This window comes from Staphylococcus sp. HMSC06C11 (assembly GCF_001808345.1).
In the GTDB taxonomy this organism is placed as follows: domain Bacteria; phylum Bacillota; class Bacilli; order Staphylococcales; family Staphylococcaceae; genus Staphylococcus; species Staphylococcus capitis.
Window position 1 is genome coordinate 1 of sequence record NZ_KV793033.1, and the last position, 15889, is coordinate 15889.

Below are 15889 nucleotides of genomic sequence, written 5' to 3' on the forward strand. Positions count from 1 at the left end.
TTAATGGCCAAAGCCATTAAGAACCAATTGCCAGATAGTAATATACCGCAAGCTTTTTTTATTTAAGAACTAATAGAAAACAGATGAAATTGGGTCATACGAAAAAGCTTGAAAATAATACTTACAATAGTAAGATTATTTTCAAGCTTTCCTTGTACCTTTTAAATTAATAAAGAGTATAACATTTTATTTTCATTAATATATATATTTGATGGATCAAATTGATTTACGCGTTCTTTTAATTGAATGAGATCGTTATGGTGCTTAAGTTGAATACCAATAATAACAGTACCTGTTGTTTGAGAGGACTTTTTAAGATATTCAAATTTAGTAATATCATCTTGAGGACCTAGTACATCATTAACAAACTCTCTTAAAGCCCCTGGTCTTTGAGGAAAATTAAGGATGAAGTAATGTTTCATCTCTTCAAATAATAATGAACGCTCTTCAATTTCTTTCATTCTATTAATATCATTATTACCACCGCTTACAACACATACAACAGTTTTACCTTTAATTTTTGCTCTATAGTTTTCAAGAGCAGCTACACTTAAAGCGCCTGCGGGTTCAGCTACTATAGCTTGTTTAGAGTACATATCTAGTATAGTAGAACATACTGCTCCTTCATCTACTTGTACATAATCATCTACATTATGCTTAGCTATATCAAATGTAATATCTCCAACTCTGGCTACTGAAGCACCATCAACAAATTTATCAATGTGATCTAAAGTGATGACCCGTTTGTTTACGACTACAGATTCATACATACTGCAGGCGCCTGCAGGTTCAACACCAATAATTTGTGTGTTTGGGGAATAAGCCTTGAAATATGTGCTAATACCAGATATTAAACCTCCACCGCCTATAGCAGAAAATAAATAATCAAATTTTACTCCATCTGCTTCGGATTGTTCAATAATTTCTTTGGCAAGTGTTCCTTGGCCTGAAATTGTAAATACATTATTAAATGGATCAATAAAATTCATTTCATTTTCTTTAGTATAAGCTAAAGCTTCTTCTAAGCAATGATCAAATGTATCACCAGTTAGCACGACTTCAACATTATCGCTACCAAAAAATTGAACTTGGTTTATTTTCTGAAGAGGTGTAGTAACTGGCATAAAAATTACAGCTCTAAGATTTAATTTCTTAGCAGTGTATGCCACGCCTTGAGCATGGTTACCAGCACTAGCACAAGTGATACCTCGATTTTTAGCTTCTTCAGATAATACTGAAATAGCATTATATGCGCCTCTTAATTTGAAAGAACGAACCCACTGTAAGTCTTCTCTTTTTAAATATACTTTACAATCATATTTTTGAGAAAGATAGTGGTCAAGCTGTAATGGCGTTTCTTTCACGATATCTTTGAGGCGTAAAAAAGCTTCATCTATATCTTGTGTCGAAACGGTTGTTTTAACTGTCATAATATTCAACACCCTTAAAATGTTTTTTCATATTTTTCTATTAGATCTTCATATTGTAAAGTAATGGCAATATCATCAAGTCCATTTACTAATTTATTCTTCCATGTTTCATCTATTTTAAATTCAAAAGTTTGTTCTGAAGATGATACGGTTTGCGAAGGTAGATCTACCGTAATTTCTTCAAATTGAGCCAGATGTTCTCGTGCTTCCTTATCAAGTGTAATAGGGAGCATTGCATTCTTCGTACAATTCATATAGAAGATATCACTGAAACTACCTGCGATAATGATATTAAAACCATAGTCTTTTAAAGCCCAAGCAGCGTGTTCACGACTTGAACCACACCCAAAGTTGTCTCCCGTTATTAAAATAGAAGCATCTTTATATTCTGGCTTATTAGGGTTAAATTCTGGATTATCTGAACCATCAGGTAAATAACGCCATTCATCAAATGCGAAGGGACCAAAGCCGGTTTTAGAAATACGTTTGAGATGAACTTTGGGTATAATTTGATCTGTATCTATATTGTCGTAGAAAAGGGGAACAACTTTACCTGTGTATGTTGTAATAGGTTGAATTTCCATCTATACGACCACCTTTCTTACGTCTACAAATTTACCGTTAATAGCAGCAGCTGCTGCCATAGCAGGAGATACAAGATGGGTTCGTGCACCTTTACCTTGACGTCCTTCGAAATTACGATTACTTGTGGAAGCACAGTGCACACCTTCAGGAACTTGATCGGGATTCATACCTAAACACATTGAACAACCTGGTTCTCTCCATTCAAAACCTGCTTCTTTAAAAATGACATCTAGACCTAGTGCTTCAGCTTCCTTCTTAACTGTTCTGGAGCCAGGCACTACAATAGCTGTGATATTAGGATGAACTTTATTACCTTTAACAATATGACTTGCTTCTACTAAATCAGAGAGTCTTGCATTCGTACATGAACCTAAGAATACATAGCCTAATTCAATATCTTCGGCTTTTTGACCTGGTTTGAGTCCCATGTAGTTATAGGCACGTTCATCATTAGAATCTTTAATTTCTGGGAAAGGAGAGCTAAAATTAACTCCCATTTCTGGATTTGTTCCCCATGTCACCTGAGGTTCTAAGTTTGAAACATCTAATTCAATAACTTTATCGAAGTACGCATCCTCATCGGAATATAAAGTTTGCCACCAATCAATAGATTGATCAAAATTAGTAGCGTAAGGACGACCTTTAACATATTCAAAAGTCGTCTTATCAGGTTGCATCATACCGTATTTTGCGCCTGCTTCAATTGCCATATTACAAATTGTCATTCGAGCTTCCATAGACAAACTCTTAATCGTTTCTCCTGTAAATTCAAGGGCATATCCTGTACCAAAATCAACGCCATATTGGTTAATTAAATAGAGTATTATATCCTTGGCATAAACGCCGGTAGGTAGTTTACCATTTATTTCGATTTTTAAATTCTTAGGTTTAGTTTGCCAAAGTGTTTGAGTAGCAAAGACATGTTCAACTTCACTTGTACCAATTCCAAATGCGATTGCACCAAAAGCACCATGTGTCGCGGTGTGAGAATCGCCACAAACAATTGTCTTTCCTGGTTGAGTTAAACCTGTTTCAGGTCCTACCATATGAACGATACCTTGTTCATCAGATCCCATATCAAAGATATGGACGCCAAAGTCTTTGGCATTCTTTTGTAGGGTAGTAATCTGTTTATTTGCTATTTCATCTTTTATGTTAAAAATGTCGATAGTCGGTACATTATGGTCTAAAGTAGCAAACGTGAGATCAGGTCTTCTTAATGAACGATTCTGAATTCTGAGTCCCTCAAAAGCTTGAGGAGAAGTAACTTCATGTATGAGATGTAGGTCTATATATAATAATTGTGGTTCACCTTCATTCCCATGTAGAACATGTTTATTCCATACTTTATCGAATAGTGTTCGTCCCATAATACTTCTCCTCCCTTTTATAAATAATTATTCTTTAGTAGTTTAAATATTTCAGAAGTTTTGTGACTTCCACCTAAATCTGCTGTAGTATGGCCAGACTTAATGAGTTTAAATACATGTTTTTCAAGTTCTATTGCGGCTTGTTCTTGATTTAGACTTTCTTTTAAACAAAGTGCCAAAGATAGCACCATACCAAATGGATTAGCTTTATCTTGGTTAGCGATATCAGGTGCCGAGCCATGAATAGGCTCATATAATCGTGTCCCTTGTTCCCCAAAACTTGCGGAAGGGGATAAACCAAGTGAGCCTGGTATTACTGATGCTTCATCACTCAAAATGTCTCCAAATAAATTTTCGGTAACAATAACATCAAATTGAGTAGGGTGTGTGATTAAATGCATGCTACAGGCATCTACTAACAAGTGGTTGACTTCAACATCTGGATAATCCGCTTTAACTTCATTCACCACTTGACGCCAAAGTTTACTTGAAGATAATACATTTTCTTTATCAACGGATGTTAGTTTTTTTCTTCTATTTTGAGCTAAATTAAATGCAACTCTAACGATTCTCTCTATTTCTTCACGAGTATAAGTAAGTGAATCTAGAGCTGAATGATTATCATAGTGACTTGGTTCACCAAAATAAATACCGCTAGTTAGTTCTCTGACAATCACTAAATCAGTACCTTCAACTAGCTCTTGTTTTAATGGAGATAAATGACTGGTACCCTCACTTACAATGGTTGGACGTATATTTGCATATAAATTTAAAGCTTTTCTAAGTTTTAATAGCCCATGTTCTGGACGATTTTTAGGATTTGACCATTTGGGACCACCAATTGCACCAAGTAAAATGGCATCTGAAGATTTACATGCTTCTAATGTTTCTTCAGTAAGAGGTGTACCATAGTTATCGATTGCCGCACCTCCAAAATGATGATGTTCTATTTGATACTGGAAGTCATATTTATGACTGATTAGTTCGAGAAGCTCTAATGTACCATTTATAATTTCTGGTCCTATACCATCGCCAGGTAAAGCTACGATTTTGTAACTCATGAATGAATACCTTCTTTCTTTTGTGTTTCAGAAATATATTTCGCATGAGCTTCTATATAGGCTTTACAAGAAGCCTGTAAAATATCATGATCAATTCCTATACCGTTGACTGGTGTACCTTCGATGATTAAACTAACGTGAACTTCTGCTTGCGCATCTGCACCTTCAGTGATTGAGTCAATCCTATAATCGATAAGTTCTGTCTTTCTTTGGAAAATACGATCAACAGCATTATATATAGATACGATTGAACCTGTTCCAATACTTGAATCTTGATAAGTTTTTCCATTTTTATCTTTAATCACGACCACAGCACTTTGTAGCCCTTTAGATACATATTGCAGTTGTAAATTTTCTAATTGATAAATCGCTCGTTGCTCATGCTCAGATCCTTGAATGATTGCATGGATGTCGCGATCAGAAACTGATTTTTTCTTATCAGCAACTTCTTTAAATTGTTTAAATAAGTTGATTTGATCCTCAGTGCTAATGTCATAGCCTAATGATTTTAGTTTCTCAGCAAAAGCATGCTTTCCAGACAATTTACCAAGAGGTAATTCAGTTGTACTTACTCCGACTAATTGAGGCGTCATAATTTCATATGTTTCACGATGTTTGAGTACACCATCTTGATGTATCCCCGATTCATGACTAAACGCATTTTGACCGACGATTGCTTTGTTTCTTGGAACTCGAATTCCTGCGTATCGTGATATGAGGTCTGATGTTTTCTTAGTTTCATCAAGTTTAATTTGGGATTCAATACCATAATGATCACGTCGAACATAAAGTGCTAATGCAACTTCTTCAAGCGCAGCATTACCCGCACGTTCACCAATTCCATTCACAGTACCTTCGATGCGTCGTGCACCACCTTCAATGGCTGCCAGACTATTAGATACAGCCATACCCAGGTCATCATGACAATGGGCACTGAAAACGATTGGTTGTTCAGAATGGATGGATTTGGTTAATGTTTTGAAAATTTGTTCATATTCTGTAGGATAACTGAATCCTACAGTATCTGGGATGTTAATAATGGTAGCGCCAGCATCAATAGCAGTTTGCACACAATCAATTAAGAACGGAATTTCGGTTCTAGTCGCATCTTCAGGGGAAAATTGTACTACTTCAAAGAATTGTTTAGCGTATGATACATGTTCTTTGATAGATGCTAATACTTCCTCTTGAGACATTTTTAATTTATGCTCTAAATGAATAGGGGATGTTGCAATAAACACATGTACTTGCGGTTTAGCAGCTAACTTTGTTGATTCATATACAGCGTCTATATCTGACTTTTTACATCTAGCTAAGCCACAAACTGCTGTAGTAGTTAATGCCTTTGCAATTGATTCAACTGATTTAAAACTTCCAGAGCTTGAAGCGGGGAAACCAGCTTCTATGACATCGACTCCCCATTTTTCTAATTGCTTAGCAATTTTCAATCTTTCGTCAAAGGTAAAGTTGACTCCCGGTGTTTGTTCTCCGTCTCTTAGTGTTGTATCAAAAATTTGAATATGGCTTTCCATTTTTAACATCTCCTTATTATTTTTGAATACTTTTAGCTTTAATAAATGGCATCATTTTTCTTAATTCACGACCAACCGCTTCGATTTCATGACCATGTTGTTGTTCACGTAATTGGTAAAATTCTTTAAAGCCATTTTCATTATCTTTAACAAAACGATTAGCAAAGTTACCGTTTTGAATATCTTCTAATACAGTTTTCATGTTGTTTTTAACTTCTGGAGTGATAACACGTGGTCCAGATACATAATCACCAAATTCAGCTGTATTTGAAATAGAGTAGCGAACGTTTTCCATACCGCCTTCGTACATTAAATCAACGATTAATTTCATTTCATGTAATACTTCGAAGTATGCTAATTCTTTTTGATATCCAGCTTCTACTAAAGTTTCAAAACCACTTTGAATTAATTTATGGATACCCCCGCAAAGTACAGCTTGTTCACCGAATAAATCAGTTTCAGTTTCTTCTTTGAATGTAGTTTCAATAACACCAGCACGTGTTGCACCAATACCTTTGGCATAACTTAGTGCGATATCACGTGCATGACCTGAAGCATCTTGTTGTACACCGAATAATGCTGGTACAGCAGTACCTTCTACAAAGGTACGTCTTACTAAATGACCAGGACCTTTAGGTGCTACTAAGAATACATCTACATCAGCAGGGGGTTGAATAACTCCAAAGTGAATGTTAAATCCGTGCGCAAAAGCTAATGCATTGCCTGCTTCTAAGTTAGGTTCAATTTCATTTTTATATACATTACCTTGGATTTCATCAGGTAATAAAATCATTACTACATCTGCTTGTTTAGTAGCCTCATTCACTGGATAAACATCAAATCCATCTTCTTTAGCTCTATCGAAAGAATGACCAGGTCGAATACCAACGACTACATCATAACCATTGTCTTTTAAATTTTGAGCGTGTGCATGTCCTTGTGAACCGTAACCAATTACTGCAATTTTTTTACCTTGTAAAGCATCTTTTTCAACTGATTGATCATAATAAACTTTTGTCATAGTGAATTCCTCCAATTACTTCCTAAAAATTCTTAATTTTCAAAATATTTATGTTATAAAAATATGTAAGATGATAGTTATGTCTCAATCATCAGTTTTTTCACATCGCTAGCGCATCAAACAATTTTTTAAACACTCGTAACACTTAATACATTGATTTGTTGTTCTAACTTTTTTAATACAATATTGAAAGCAGCTTCGTCTTCAATGTGTACTTTCAGTTCTAGATTAGAAATACCTTCATTATCTGACCTCTTAACATGCAGCTCATCAATGTTACATTGTAATCGAACAAAAGCACTTGTAATACGATGTAATGTACTCACTTGGTCGGCGACCACAAATTGAATTGTACGTTTCATTATAATCCCTCCATCTCGTGATTAGATTTACCACTAGGTACCATAGGATTGACAGGTTCTACAGGAGAGATGCGAACTTCAATTAATGCTGGACCATTATGATTGAAAGCTGCATCGATTTGTGATTCAAGTTTGTCCGGTGAATCAATTAGATATCCATTGATACCATATGCTTCAGCCATTTTAATAAAATCAGGTTGATCATTAAATACTGAATGAGAGAAGCGCTGGTTAAAGAATTTGTCTTGCCATTGTTTAACCATACCTAACGTACCATTATTAATTAACACTATTTTCACGTTCAGGTTGTATTCAGGCAATAGCGCCATTTCTTGATTAGTCATTTGGAAACCACCATCTCCGACGAAGCATACGACAGTTTTATCAGGGGAAGCGAGTTGTGCACCAATCGCAGAAGGAATACCAAATCCCATCGTACCTAATCCGCCACTAGTTACCCATTGACCATGGTCTTTGAAAGGGTAGAACTGAGCAGCCCACATTTGATGTTGACCTACATCAGTAGTGACGATTGCATCGCCATTTGTAATTTTTCCGATGTATTCAATTGCCTTTTGAGGTTTACTAAATGTATCATCTTCATTTTTATCGTATTTGAATGGATGTTTTTGCTTATTCTGTTTACAATAATGAATCCATTCTTCATGATGAGCTGTTGTGACATTCTCAGAAGATAAAGCTTCTAAAACGAGTTTACAATCGGCAACAATACCTAAATCTGTTTGAATGACTTTATTGATTTCTGAAGGATCGATGTCTACGTGAACTATCTTAGCGTTTGGTGCAAATGCATCAGGTTTGCTAGCTAGTCGGTCATCAAAACGACTACCTAAATTAATGAGTAAATCACATTCAGTGAGTGCCATATTACTTGCATATGAACCATGCATGCCTCCCATTCCTAAGAACAGGGGATGTTCGTAAGGTATTGCACCAAGACCTAATAGTGTGGTTACGGTAGGGATTTGATGTTTAGTGACAAATTCTGTTAATAATTGATTTGATTTAGAATGATTGATACCTGAACCTGCGAGAATAATAGGCTTTTTAGATTTACTAATATATGAAACTAATGTCTTAATGTCTATATCTTCTGGTTCACTTTTAACTTGATAATGAGGCAAATTGATTTCATTTGATAAACCAACGTTTGTTGATAAAATTCCCATGTCTTTCGGGAAATCAATGACGACAGGACCTTTTCTTCCTGAATTAGCCACATGAAATGCTTCATGAACTATTTTTGGAATATCCTCAACATTTTTAATTTGATAATTTTGTTTAGTAATTGGTGTTGTCATAGAAAGTAAATCTGCTTCTTGGAAGGCATCTTTTCCAATTCCTGGTGTTGCTACTTGACCTGTAAAAACGACTAAAGGTAAAGAATCACTATGTGCATCTGTGATACCAGTAATTGCATTTGTAGCTCCTGGGCCACTAGTGACAACAACTACACCAGTTTTACCTGAGACACGTGCATATCCTTCTGCGGCATGGGTTGCACCTTGTTCATGTCTTGCTAAGATATGCTTGATTTGCCCATCATAAAATGTGTCATAAAGTGGCAATACAGCACCGCCTGGGTAACCAAAAATAAAATCAACGTCCTCATGTTGTAAAGCTTCGACTAAAAGTTGAGAACCACTACGCATTTGATTAACAGTTTGTTGTTGAAGATATTCTGGTTCTTGTGATTCAGAAACATTAAATGTATCAGTATTTTCTTTACTAATCGCGGTTACCGTTGTAAAAGAGGGGCTTTCTTTTTGATTAGACATCGTAATCATCTCCTAATTAAATAAGGTTTTCTGGAACTTGCATAATACCACCTGTATTAGCACTTGTGACTAAAGAGGTGTATCTAGCCAGATATCCTGTTTTTACTTTTGCTTTAAATGGTTGTAGCTCTTCACGTCTGCGATAAAGTTCTTCTTGTGGCTGGTCAACATCTAACTTTCTATTTGTTAAATCAATTGTAATTTCATCTCCATCTCTAATTAATCCGATAGGGCCACCAGATGCTGCTTCTGGGGAAATGTGTCCCACAGCAATACCTCTTGTAGCACCTGAAAATCTACCATCAGTAATTAAAGCCACATCTTTTCCTAATCCTCGGCCAACAATAGAGGAAGTAGGAGCTAACATTTCAGGCATTCCCGGACCGCCTTTAGGACCTTCATAGCGAATAACTACAACATGACCTTCACGTACAGTATGATTGTCAATTGCTTCAACAGCTTCATCATGAGAGTTAAAACAAATAGCTTTCCCTTTAAAGACTTTAATAGAGGGATCTACACCACCTACTTTAATCACTGCACCTTTGGGAGCTATATTACCGAAAAGTACTGAAAGTCCACCTTCATGATCGTAAGGGCTATCAAGAGGATGTATAACATCAAAGTTTGTAATTTCCTTTCCTTTATTATTTTCTTTTAATGTTTTACCAGTGACTGTAATTCTTTCTGGGTGTAACGTACCATCTTTTTTCATTAACTCATTGATAATAGCTGGAACACCACCAGCTTCATGTACATCGTGCATAGAGTAAGAAGAGCTAGGTGCGATTTTTGAAAGGTAGGGTGTTCTTTTCGCAATTTCATTAATACGTTCTAAGTCATAATCAATGCCTGCTTCATTTGCGATTGCTAATGTATGCAACACAGTATTAGTTGAGCCGCCCATTGCCATGTCTAATGCAAAAGCATCATCGATTGCCTCTCGTGTAACGATGTCTCTTGGTTTTATATCATTTTTAATATTATCTACTAATCGAAAAGCAGCTTGACGAATCATTTCACGACGTTGGTCACTAACTGCTAAAGCTGTTCCGTTATAAGGTAGGGCGAGTCCTAAAACCTCCATCAAACAGTTCATAGAATTTGCTGTGAACATACCAGCACATGAACCACAAGTAGGGCAGGCGTTTTGCTCCATATCTAAAAATTCTTCTTTAGAAATTGATCCTTCTTTAAAAGCGCCGACTGCTTCAAACATTGAAGATAAAGTAAGTGCTTTACCGTGAGCAGATAGACCAGCTTTCATTGGGCCACCCGAACAAAAAATTGCAGGGACATTTGTACGTACCGCAGCAAGTATCATGCCCGGAGTGATTTTATCGCAGTTAGGAATATAAAAAACACCATCGAACCAATGTGCATTAATTACTGTTTCAGCTGCATCTGCAATAATTTCTCTCGAAGGTAATGAATATCTCATTCCAATGTGTCCCATTGCGATGCCATCATCTACACCAATCGTATTAAATTCGAAAGGGATTGCACCCGCTTCACGAATAGCTTCTTTCGCGATATCAGCAAGTTCTCTTAAGTGAACATGTCCTGGTACGATATCGATATAAGAATTACAAATTGCCACAAAAGGCTTATTCATATCTGTAGGTTTTTGAAGAGCGCCCGTCGCATGTAAAAGACTTCTTGCTGGAGCCTGTTGATCTCCTTTTTTGATCATGTCGCTTCGCATATTTGATTCCCCCGTATGAGTATTAAGAACAATAAAAAACGTCCCAATAATAATTGGGACGTTTGAAAGTCCCATTCAACTAGAAATAGGACTTAAACATTTAGTAGTTCAACTAACTAAAGTTCGAGTCCTAACGAGTATAATAAAATGATAATAATGTTTTGAGTTGTCGGTAGATAATGTGATGTATGATAAGTCATTTTATTATACTCCTTTCGGTGAATGGATAAGTATTCTTAATAATTTGAATTGTCTTAAAATTTGATAAACTTAATTTACTACATGTGAAATAGCGTGTCAATAAAAATATAGAATTTTCTAACAATTATTTTTAAGTATGTTTCTAGAATTTTCACAAAGAAATTTATAATAAAATTTGTTACAATGAATGAGTTAATAAAGGACGAAATAATAATGTATCTTCGTAAATAGGAGAATGAATGTTGATTACTATACACAATTTAGATGAGATGAAAGAATTTGCTGATGTTTTAGTGAAAAATTTAAAGTCAGGAGATTTAATTTTATTGAACGGCGATTTAGGTGCAGGTAAAACGACTTTAACACAGTTTATAGGAAAAGCTTTAGGTGTGAAACGAACTATTAATTCACCAACATTTAATATTATTAAATCTTATAAAGGGAATGAACTCAAACTTCATCATATGGATTGCTATCGTTTGGAAGACCATGAAGAAGATTTAGGATTTGAGGAATATTTCGAAGACCATGCTGTTACAGTCATTGAATGGAGTCAGTTTATTTCTGATTTATTACCTTATCAACATTTGACAATCAACATTAATGTTATAAATGAAAATGAACGTACAATAATGATTGAAGCACAAGGTGCACATTATGAAATGTTAAGGGAGGTTGTTATCAATGAATTATCTGCTCATTGATACATCTAATCAGCCGTTATCAGTTGCACTCATGCAGGATGAAAAAGTGTTAATTGAACAAACTACAAATATTAAACAAAATCATTCAGTTCAATTGATGCCTGAGATTCAAAAGTTATTTGAACAGTCTCAAGTTGATAAACAAGAAATCACAGACATAGTTGTTGCAGAAGGACCGGGTTCATACACAGGTTTAAGAATCGGTGTGACTGTGGCTAAAACGTTAGCTTACGCTTTACAAACTCGATTATATGGTGTGTCATCACTTAAAGCTCTTGCTGCAACTATTAAAGATGAGCATAGATTATTAGTACCTATCTTTGACGCAAGAAGAGAAGCGGTTTATACAGGTGTTTATCAATACGTTAATGGTGAATTAACTACAATCATTGAGGATGGATATTTATCAATTAATGATTTAAAAGATAAACTTCATGCGCTAAATCAAGAATATGTTTTTATTGGGTTTAATTTAGAAAATATAAAGCATTTATTAGATAGCGAAGTGATTGAAAGTTTACCTAAAGCTTCAGTTATGAAATCCTTAATTCAACAACCTGAAAATATCCATTCATTTACACCGAAGTATCATAAATTATCAGAGGCGGAAAGAAATTGGTTAGACCAACAGAAGAACAATTAAATATTAGGAAAATGAGTGTTGAAGATGTTCCTCAAGTCTTTGATATAGAGCGCGAAAGCTTCAATGATAGTTCATGGACGATTGATGCCTTTTATCATGAAATAGAACAGAATCAATTTGCAACATATTTTGTGATTGAATATGATGATAAAATTATTGGATATTTAGGTATGTGGATTGTTATAGATCAAGCTCAAATTACAACAGTCGCCATTAAAAAACAGTATAGAGGGTACGGACTAGGTCAATTATTACTTAAATATGTTAAAAATTACGCAAGTCATACCTGTGAAGTAATGAGTTTAGAAGTTCGTTTAGATAATGTAGTGGCGCAACATGTATATCAGAATTTAGGATTTGAATATGGTGGAAAAAGAAAAAATTATTATGGTGAAGGTGAGGATGCACTAGTGATGTGGGTGAATTTAAAATGACACAACAAACTTTAATTCTAGGGATGGAAACCAGTTGTGATGAAACAAGTGTAAGTGTGATTAGAAATGGTCAAGAAATACTTTCTAATACAGTATTAAGTCAAATTGATAGTCATAAACGATTTGGTGGAGTTGTTCCTGAAGTCGCAAGTAGACATCATGTTGAAGGTGTAACAGCTACGATTGAAGAGGCACTTGACTCAGCAAACGTCACTATGCACGAGATTGATGCTATAGCAGTGACGCAAGGTCCAGGATTAATAGGTGCATTACTAATAGGAATAAATGCTGCAAAGGCGCTCGCTTTCGCTTATGATAAACCTATTATTCCTGTTCACCATATTGCTGGCCATATTTATGCAAATCATTTAGAGCAACCACTTACATTTCCATTAATGGCTTTAATCGTTTCCGGTGGTCATACAGAGTTAGTCTATATGAAAGATCACCTGAATTTTGAAGTTATTGGTGAGACGAGAGATGATGCTGTTGGAGAAGCTTATGATAAAGTGGCTCGTACGATTAACTTACCTTATCCTGGAGGACCACAAATCGATCAGCTAGCTACTCAAGGTCAAGATGTATATGATTTCCCAAGGGTTTGGCTTGAAAAGGATAGCTACGATTTTAGCTTCAGTGGATTAAAAAGTGCAGTCATTAATAAATTGCATAATCTAAGACAAAAAAATGAAGAAATTGTAGAAGAAAATGTTGCTACAAGTTTTCAAAACAGCGTTGTTGAAGTATTATCTTATAAAGCTATTCATGCTTGTAAATCTTATGACGTTAAACGACTTATTGTGGCAGGTGGTGTAGCAAGCAATAAAGGATTAAGAACATCACTCAAAGAAGCTTGTGATAATGAAGGCATTACTTTAACGATCCCAAGTCCATCCTTATGTACAGATAATGCTGCAATGATTGGAGCTGCGGGTCATTATCTTTATCAGGCTGGATTACGAGGTGATTTAGCTTTAAACGGTGAAAATAATATAGACATAGAAGATTTTACGATGAGTAAATAAACAAAAGAGCACTATATAACGTATGAACTTAACTGTTAATATTTCGTTATATAGTGCTTTTATTATTGTATAAATATTTAAATAGTTATTACTGTAAAAGTCAACTTATTCATCTACTTGTGTTTTAGCGCGGTGATAAATATCATCTGGAAAATGAGTAATTCTAAGCAATTCAATCGCATTGCGCGTATTTGCTTTGCCTGATTTGATTTTATAGTCAAAATAAATTTCATTGTTTTGAATAGACTCATTAAAATGATAATTATGGTAATCCTTTTCTAATAGGGTGGACAATTCAATATCATGCGTAGCTGCAACAACTTGATAATTTGGCAGTTCATTTAAATAGCTGAGTACTGATTCAGAGGCAGCAATACGTTCTGTTGTATTAGTTCCTTTAAAAATCTCATCTATGAAACAGTAAATTTTAGCTTGTGTATGAATATTAAAAAGTCGTCTAATTGACTTTAATTCAGCCATAAAATAGCTGTCCCCTGAGAGTATATCATCTGCGTTAGCCATTGAAGTAAAAACGTAACCTGGTTGGTAGTTAAATGATTCAGCAGTAGCAATATTAAGGGATTGAGCCATAATAACATTCAGTGCTACAGCCTTCATGAAAGTCGATTTACCAGAAGCGTTCGAACCTGTAAGTAGAAGGTTGGTATCCAAGTTTAAATCATTAGGAACGGCCACTTCTTCATCTATTAGTGGATGAATTAAACTTTGAAAATGCATACCCTCCATGTATTGATCAGCATGAGGTATACAATAATGAGTTAACGTACGTCTATACATAGCTAAAGAGTAGTGATTATCTAGTGTACTAATATAGTCGTAACATTCTTCGACTTCATTTTGATATTTAAAATAACTATGTTGTATTAGATGAAATAAAACATAATCAACCATAAACATTAATTTGACAAGCATTATCGTACTGCCTACAACATCATTGGATTCTAATTGAGCTAGCAATCCACTAAAACGTCGAGAATTTTTAAAGTGATTAAAATTAATATTTATGTCAGGTGTTCCCTCTATCTTAGACAAAGCCTTACATTGTTTGATTACATTAGCAGTATAAAAGATTGATTTTAAATCCTGTTCATAAGTTTTCTTTAAATTTAAAGAAAGCACAATATTTAAGAAGAAGCTTCCAATAAATAAAAAGACTCCTATTTCTGGTGAAATAAATATAGATAAAAATGCAATTAAAGGTAATAAAGGACAAAACATTAAGAGATTGTTCTTAGGAATTGGTGTTAATTGATCTGGGAATAATGGGTATACAGTTTTGCCTATTTTAGAAAGTATGTAAGATACATTTAAACGAAAAGATTTATCCTCGCTATAACGCTTGATGAGTGATCGATTTTCAATCGAGAACATTCCTCTTAATGTAGCATATAATTTCATTTCTCCAATAGCGGTAAAATTAAAGTTTATTTTATGAAATAGAGCTTCAATATTTAAATCTGACCAAGTTTTATCATCTATAAGAGGATGTTGATCAGTGTAATTATCCTTATACTCTTGATATTGAGCATCAAACCTAGAATTAGGCCTTATAAATGTCTCTAATTTAGCTTTCCTATCCCAAAGCGTATTAATTTTAGCGATTGTTTTTCTCCTTTCGATAAATGAAACGGTGATATTTACAATCGCTATTAAAATAATAAAGATAAGAACGATGAGTCCAAACGTCTGATTATTAGTCATAAATGTCTCCTCAATATAGTTATAGTTAAATTATTTCATAAATAAATTTTAGACTCAAATCTTCATACTAAATATAAGATGTCAATAGGGAACGTGCGTACTTATCAACAAAATGTGTGTAAACTGTGGATAAACACTGTTGAAAAGTGTGGATATTACCGTGTATAACTCGAATAATTTTTAGCGAAAGTGTTAATTTACTTGTGGATAACTAGGATAAGTGTGTGGATAGCTATCAAATTAACAATATAGCGTGTGAATAAAATTTGTGTAATAACATACTAAAAGACACTAA

The 15889-nt window shown here is 34.6% G+C and carries 14 protein-coding genes; 4 read left to right on the forward strand and 10 right to left on the reverse strand.

What is annotated here, in order from left to right:
• Positions 1 to 161: 161 nt before the first annotated feature.
• The 9 genes from ilvA to ilvD form a co-directional block, all read right to left on the reverse strand.
• The gene (gene ilvA / locus HMPREF3154_RS02400) at positions 162 to 1430 is read right to left on the reverse strand and encodes a threonine ammonia-lyase IlvA (RefSeq protein ID WP_023349990.1); all 1269 of its coding nucleotides are present in this window, start codon (positions 1428 to 1430) and stop codon (positions 162 to 164) included.
• A 14-nt stretch (positions 1431 to 1444) separates the two neighbouring features.
• The gene (gene leuD / locus HMPREF3154_RS02405; protein WP_002436916.1) at positions 1445 to 2014 is read right to left on the reverse strand and encodes a 3-isopropylmalate dehydratase small subunit; all 570 of its coding nucleotides are present in this window, start codon (positions 2012 to 2014) and stop codon (positions 1445 to 1447) included.
• The gene (gene leuC, locus HMPREF3154_RS02410) at positions 2015 to 3385 is read right to left on the reverse strand and encodes a 3-isopropylmalate dehydratase large subunit (RefSeq protein ID WP_023349991.1); all 1371 of its coding nucleotides are present in this window, start codon (positions 3383 to 3385) and stop codon (positions 2015 to 2017) included. It lies immediately after the preceding gene.
• Between the two features lie 17 nt (positions 3386 to 3402).
• A complete protein-coding gene (gene leuB, locus HMPREF3154_RS02415) occupies positions 3403 to 4446 on the reverse strand; it encodes a 3-isopropylmalate dehydrogenase (RefSeq protein WP_023349992.1) in 1044 nt (347 codons plus the stop codon).
• The gene (locus tag HMPREF3154_RS02420; RefSeq protein ID WP_030063836.1) at positions 4443 to 5978 is read right to left on the reverse strand and encodes a 2-isopropylmalate synthase; all 1536 of its coding nucleotides are present in this window, start codon (positions 5976 to 5978) and stop codon (positions 4443 to 4445) included. Before HMPREF3154_RS02420 ends, leuB begins: the two co-directional genes overlap by 4 nt.
• A gap of 16 nt (positions 5979 to 5994) precedes the next feature.
• Positions 5995 to 6999, reverse strand: coding sequence for a ketol-acid reductoisomerase (ilvC, locus tag HMPREF3154_RS02425; protein ID WP_023349994.1), 1005 nt, complete (start codon positions 6997 to 6999; stop codon positions 5995 to 5997).
• A gap of 128 nt (positions 7000 to 7127) precedes the next feature.
• On the reverse strand, positions 7128 to 7361 hold the full coding sequence (locus HMPREF3154_RS02430) for an ACT domain-containing protein (RefSeq protein ID WP_002436904.1): 234 nt from the start codon (positions 7359 to 7361) through the stop codon (positions 7128 to 7130).
• A complete protein-coding gene (ilvB, locus tag HMPREF3154_RS02435) occupies positions 7361 to 9034 on the reverse strand; it encodes a biosynthetic-type acetolactate synthase large subunit (protein WP_226859642.1) in 1674 nt (557 codons plus the stop codon). Before ilvB ends, HMPREF3154_RS02430 begins: the two co-directional genes overlap by 1 nt.
• A gap of 142 nt (positions 9035 to 9176) precedes the next feature.
• Positions 9177 to 10865 (reverse strand): dihydroxy-acid dehydratase, encoded by a 1689-nt coding sequence (gene ilvD / locus HMPREF3154_RS02440; protein ID WP_002436914.1) that lies wholly within the window; start codon positions 10863 to 10865, stop codon positions 9177 to 9179.
• Positions 10866 to 11308: 443 nt separating this feature from the next.
• On the opposite strand from ilvD, the gene tsaE reads away from it, so the two are divergent.
• Genes tsaE through tsaD form a run of 4 tightly spaced genes read left to right on the forward strand, consistent with a single transcriptional unit; the run spans position 11309 to position 13872 of the window.
• Positions 11309 to 11770, forward strand: a complete 462-nt coding sequence (gene tsaE, locus HMPREF3154_RS02445; protein WP_168992761.1) for a tRNA (adenosine(37)-N6)-threonylcarbamoyltransferase complex ATPase subunit type 1 TsaE — start codon at positions 11309 to 11311, stop codon at positions 11768 to 11770.
• Entirely contained in the window at positions 11751 to 12413 is a 663-nt protein-coding gene (gene tsaB / locus HMPREF3154_RS02450; RefSeq protein WP_002436924.1) for a tRNA (adenosine(37)-N6)-threonylcarbamoyltransferase complex dimerization subunit type 1 TsaB, read from the forward strand. The genes tsaE and tsaB overlap by 20 nt, the downstream gene beginning before the upstream one ends.
• Entirely contained in the window at positions 12386 to 12847 is a 462-nt protein-coding gene (gene rimI / locus HMPREF3154_RS02455; RefSeq protein WP_002436921.1) for a ribosomal protein S18-alanine N-acetyltransferase, read from the forward strand. Before tsaB ends, rimI begins: the two co-directional genes overlap by 28 nt.
• On the forward strand, positions 12844 to 13872 hold the full coding sequence (gene tsaD / locus HMPREF3154_RS02460) for a tRNA (adenosine(37)-N6)-threonylcarbamoyltransferase complex transferase subunit TsaD (protein ID WP_030063841.1): 1029 nt from the start codon (positions 12844 to 12846) through the stop codon (positions 13870 to 13872). The genes rimI and tsaD overlap by 4 nt, the downstream gene beginning before the upstream one ends.
• Before the next feature lie 105 nt (positions 13873 to 13977).
• Here the strand turns inward: tsaD and HMPREF3154_RS02465 are convergent, their stop codons facing one another.
• Complete coding sequence (locus HMPREF3154_RS02465; protein WP_070474305.1) at positions 13978 to 15594, reverse strand: MutS-related protein; 1617 nt, start codon at positions 15592 to 15594, stop codon at positions 13978 to 13980.
• Positions 15595 to 15889: the final 295 nt, after the last annotated feature.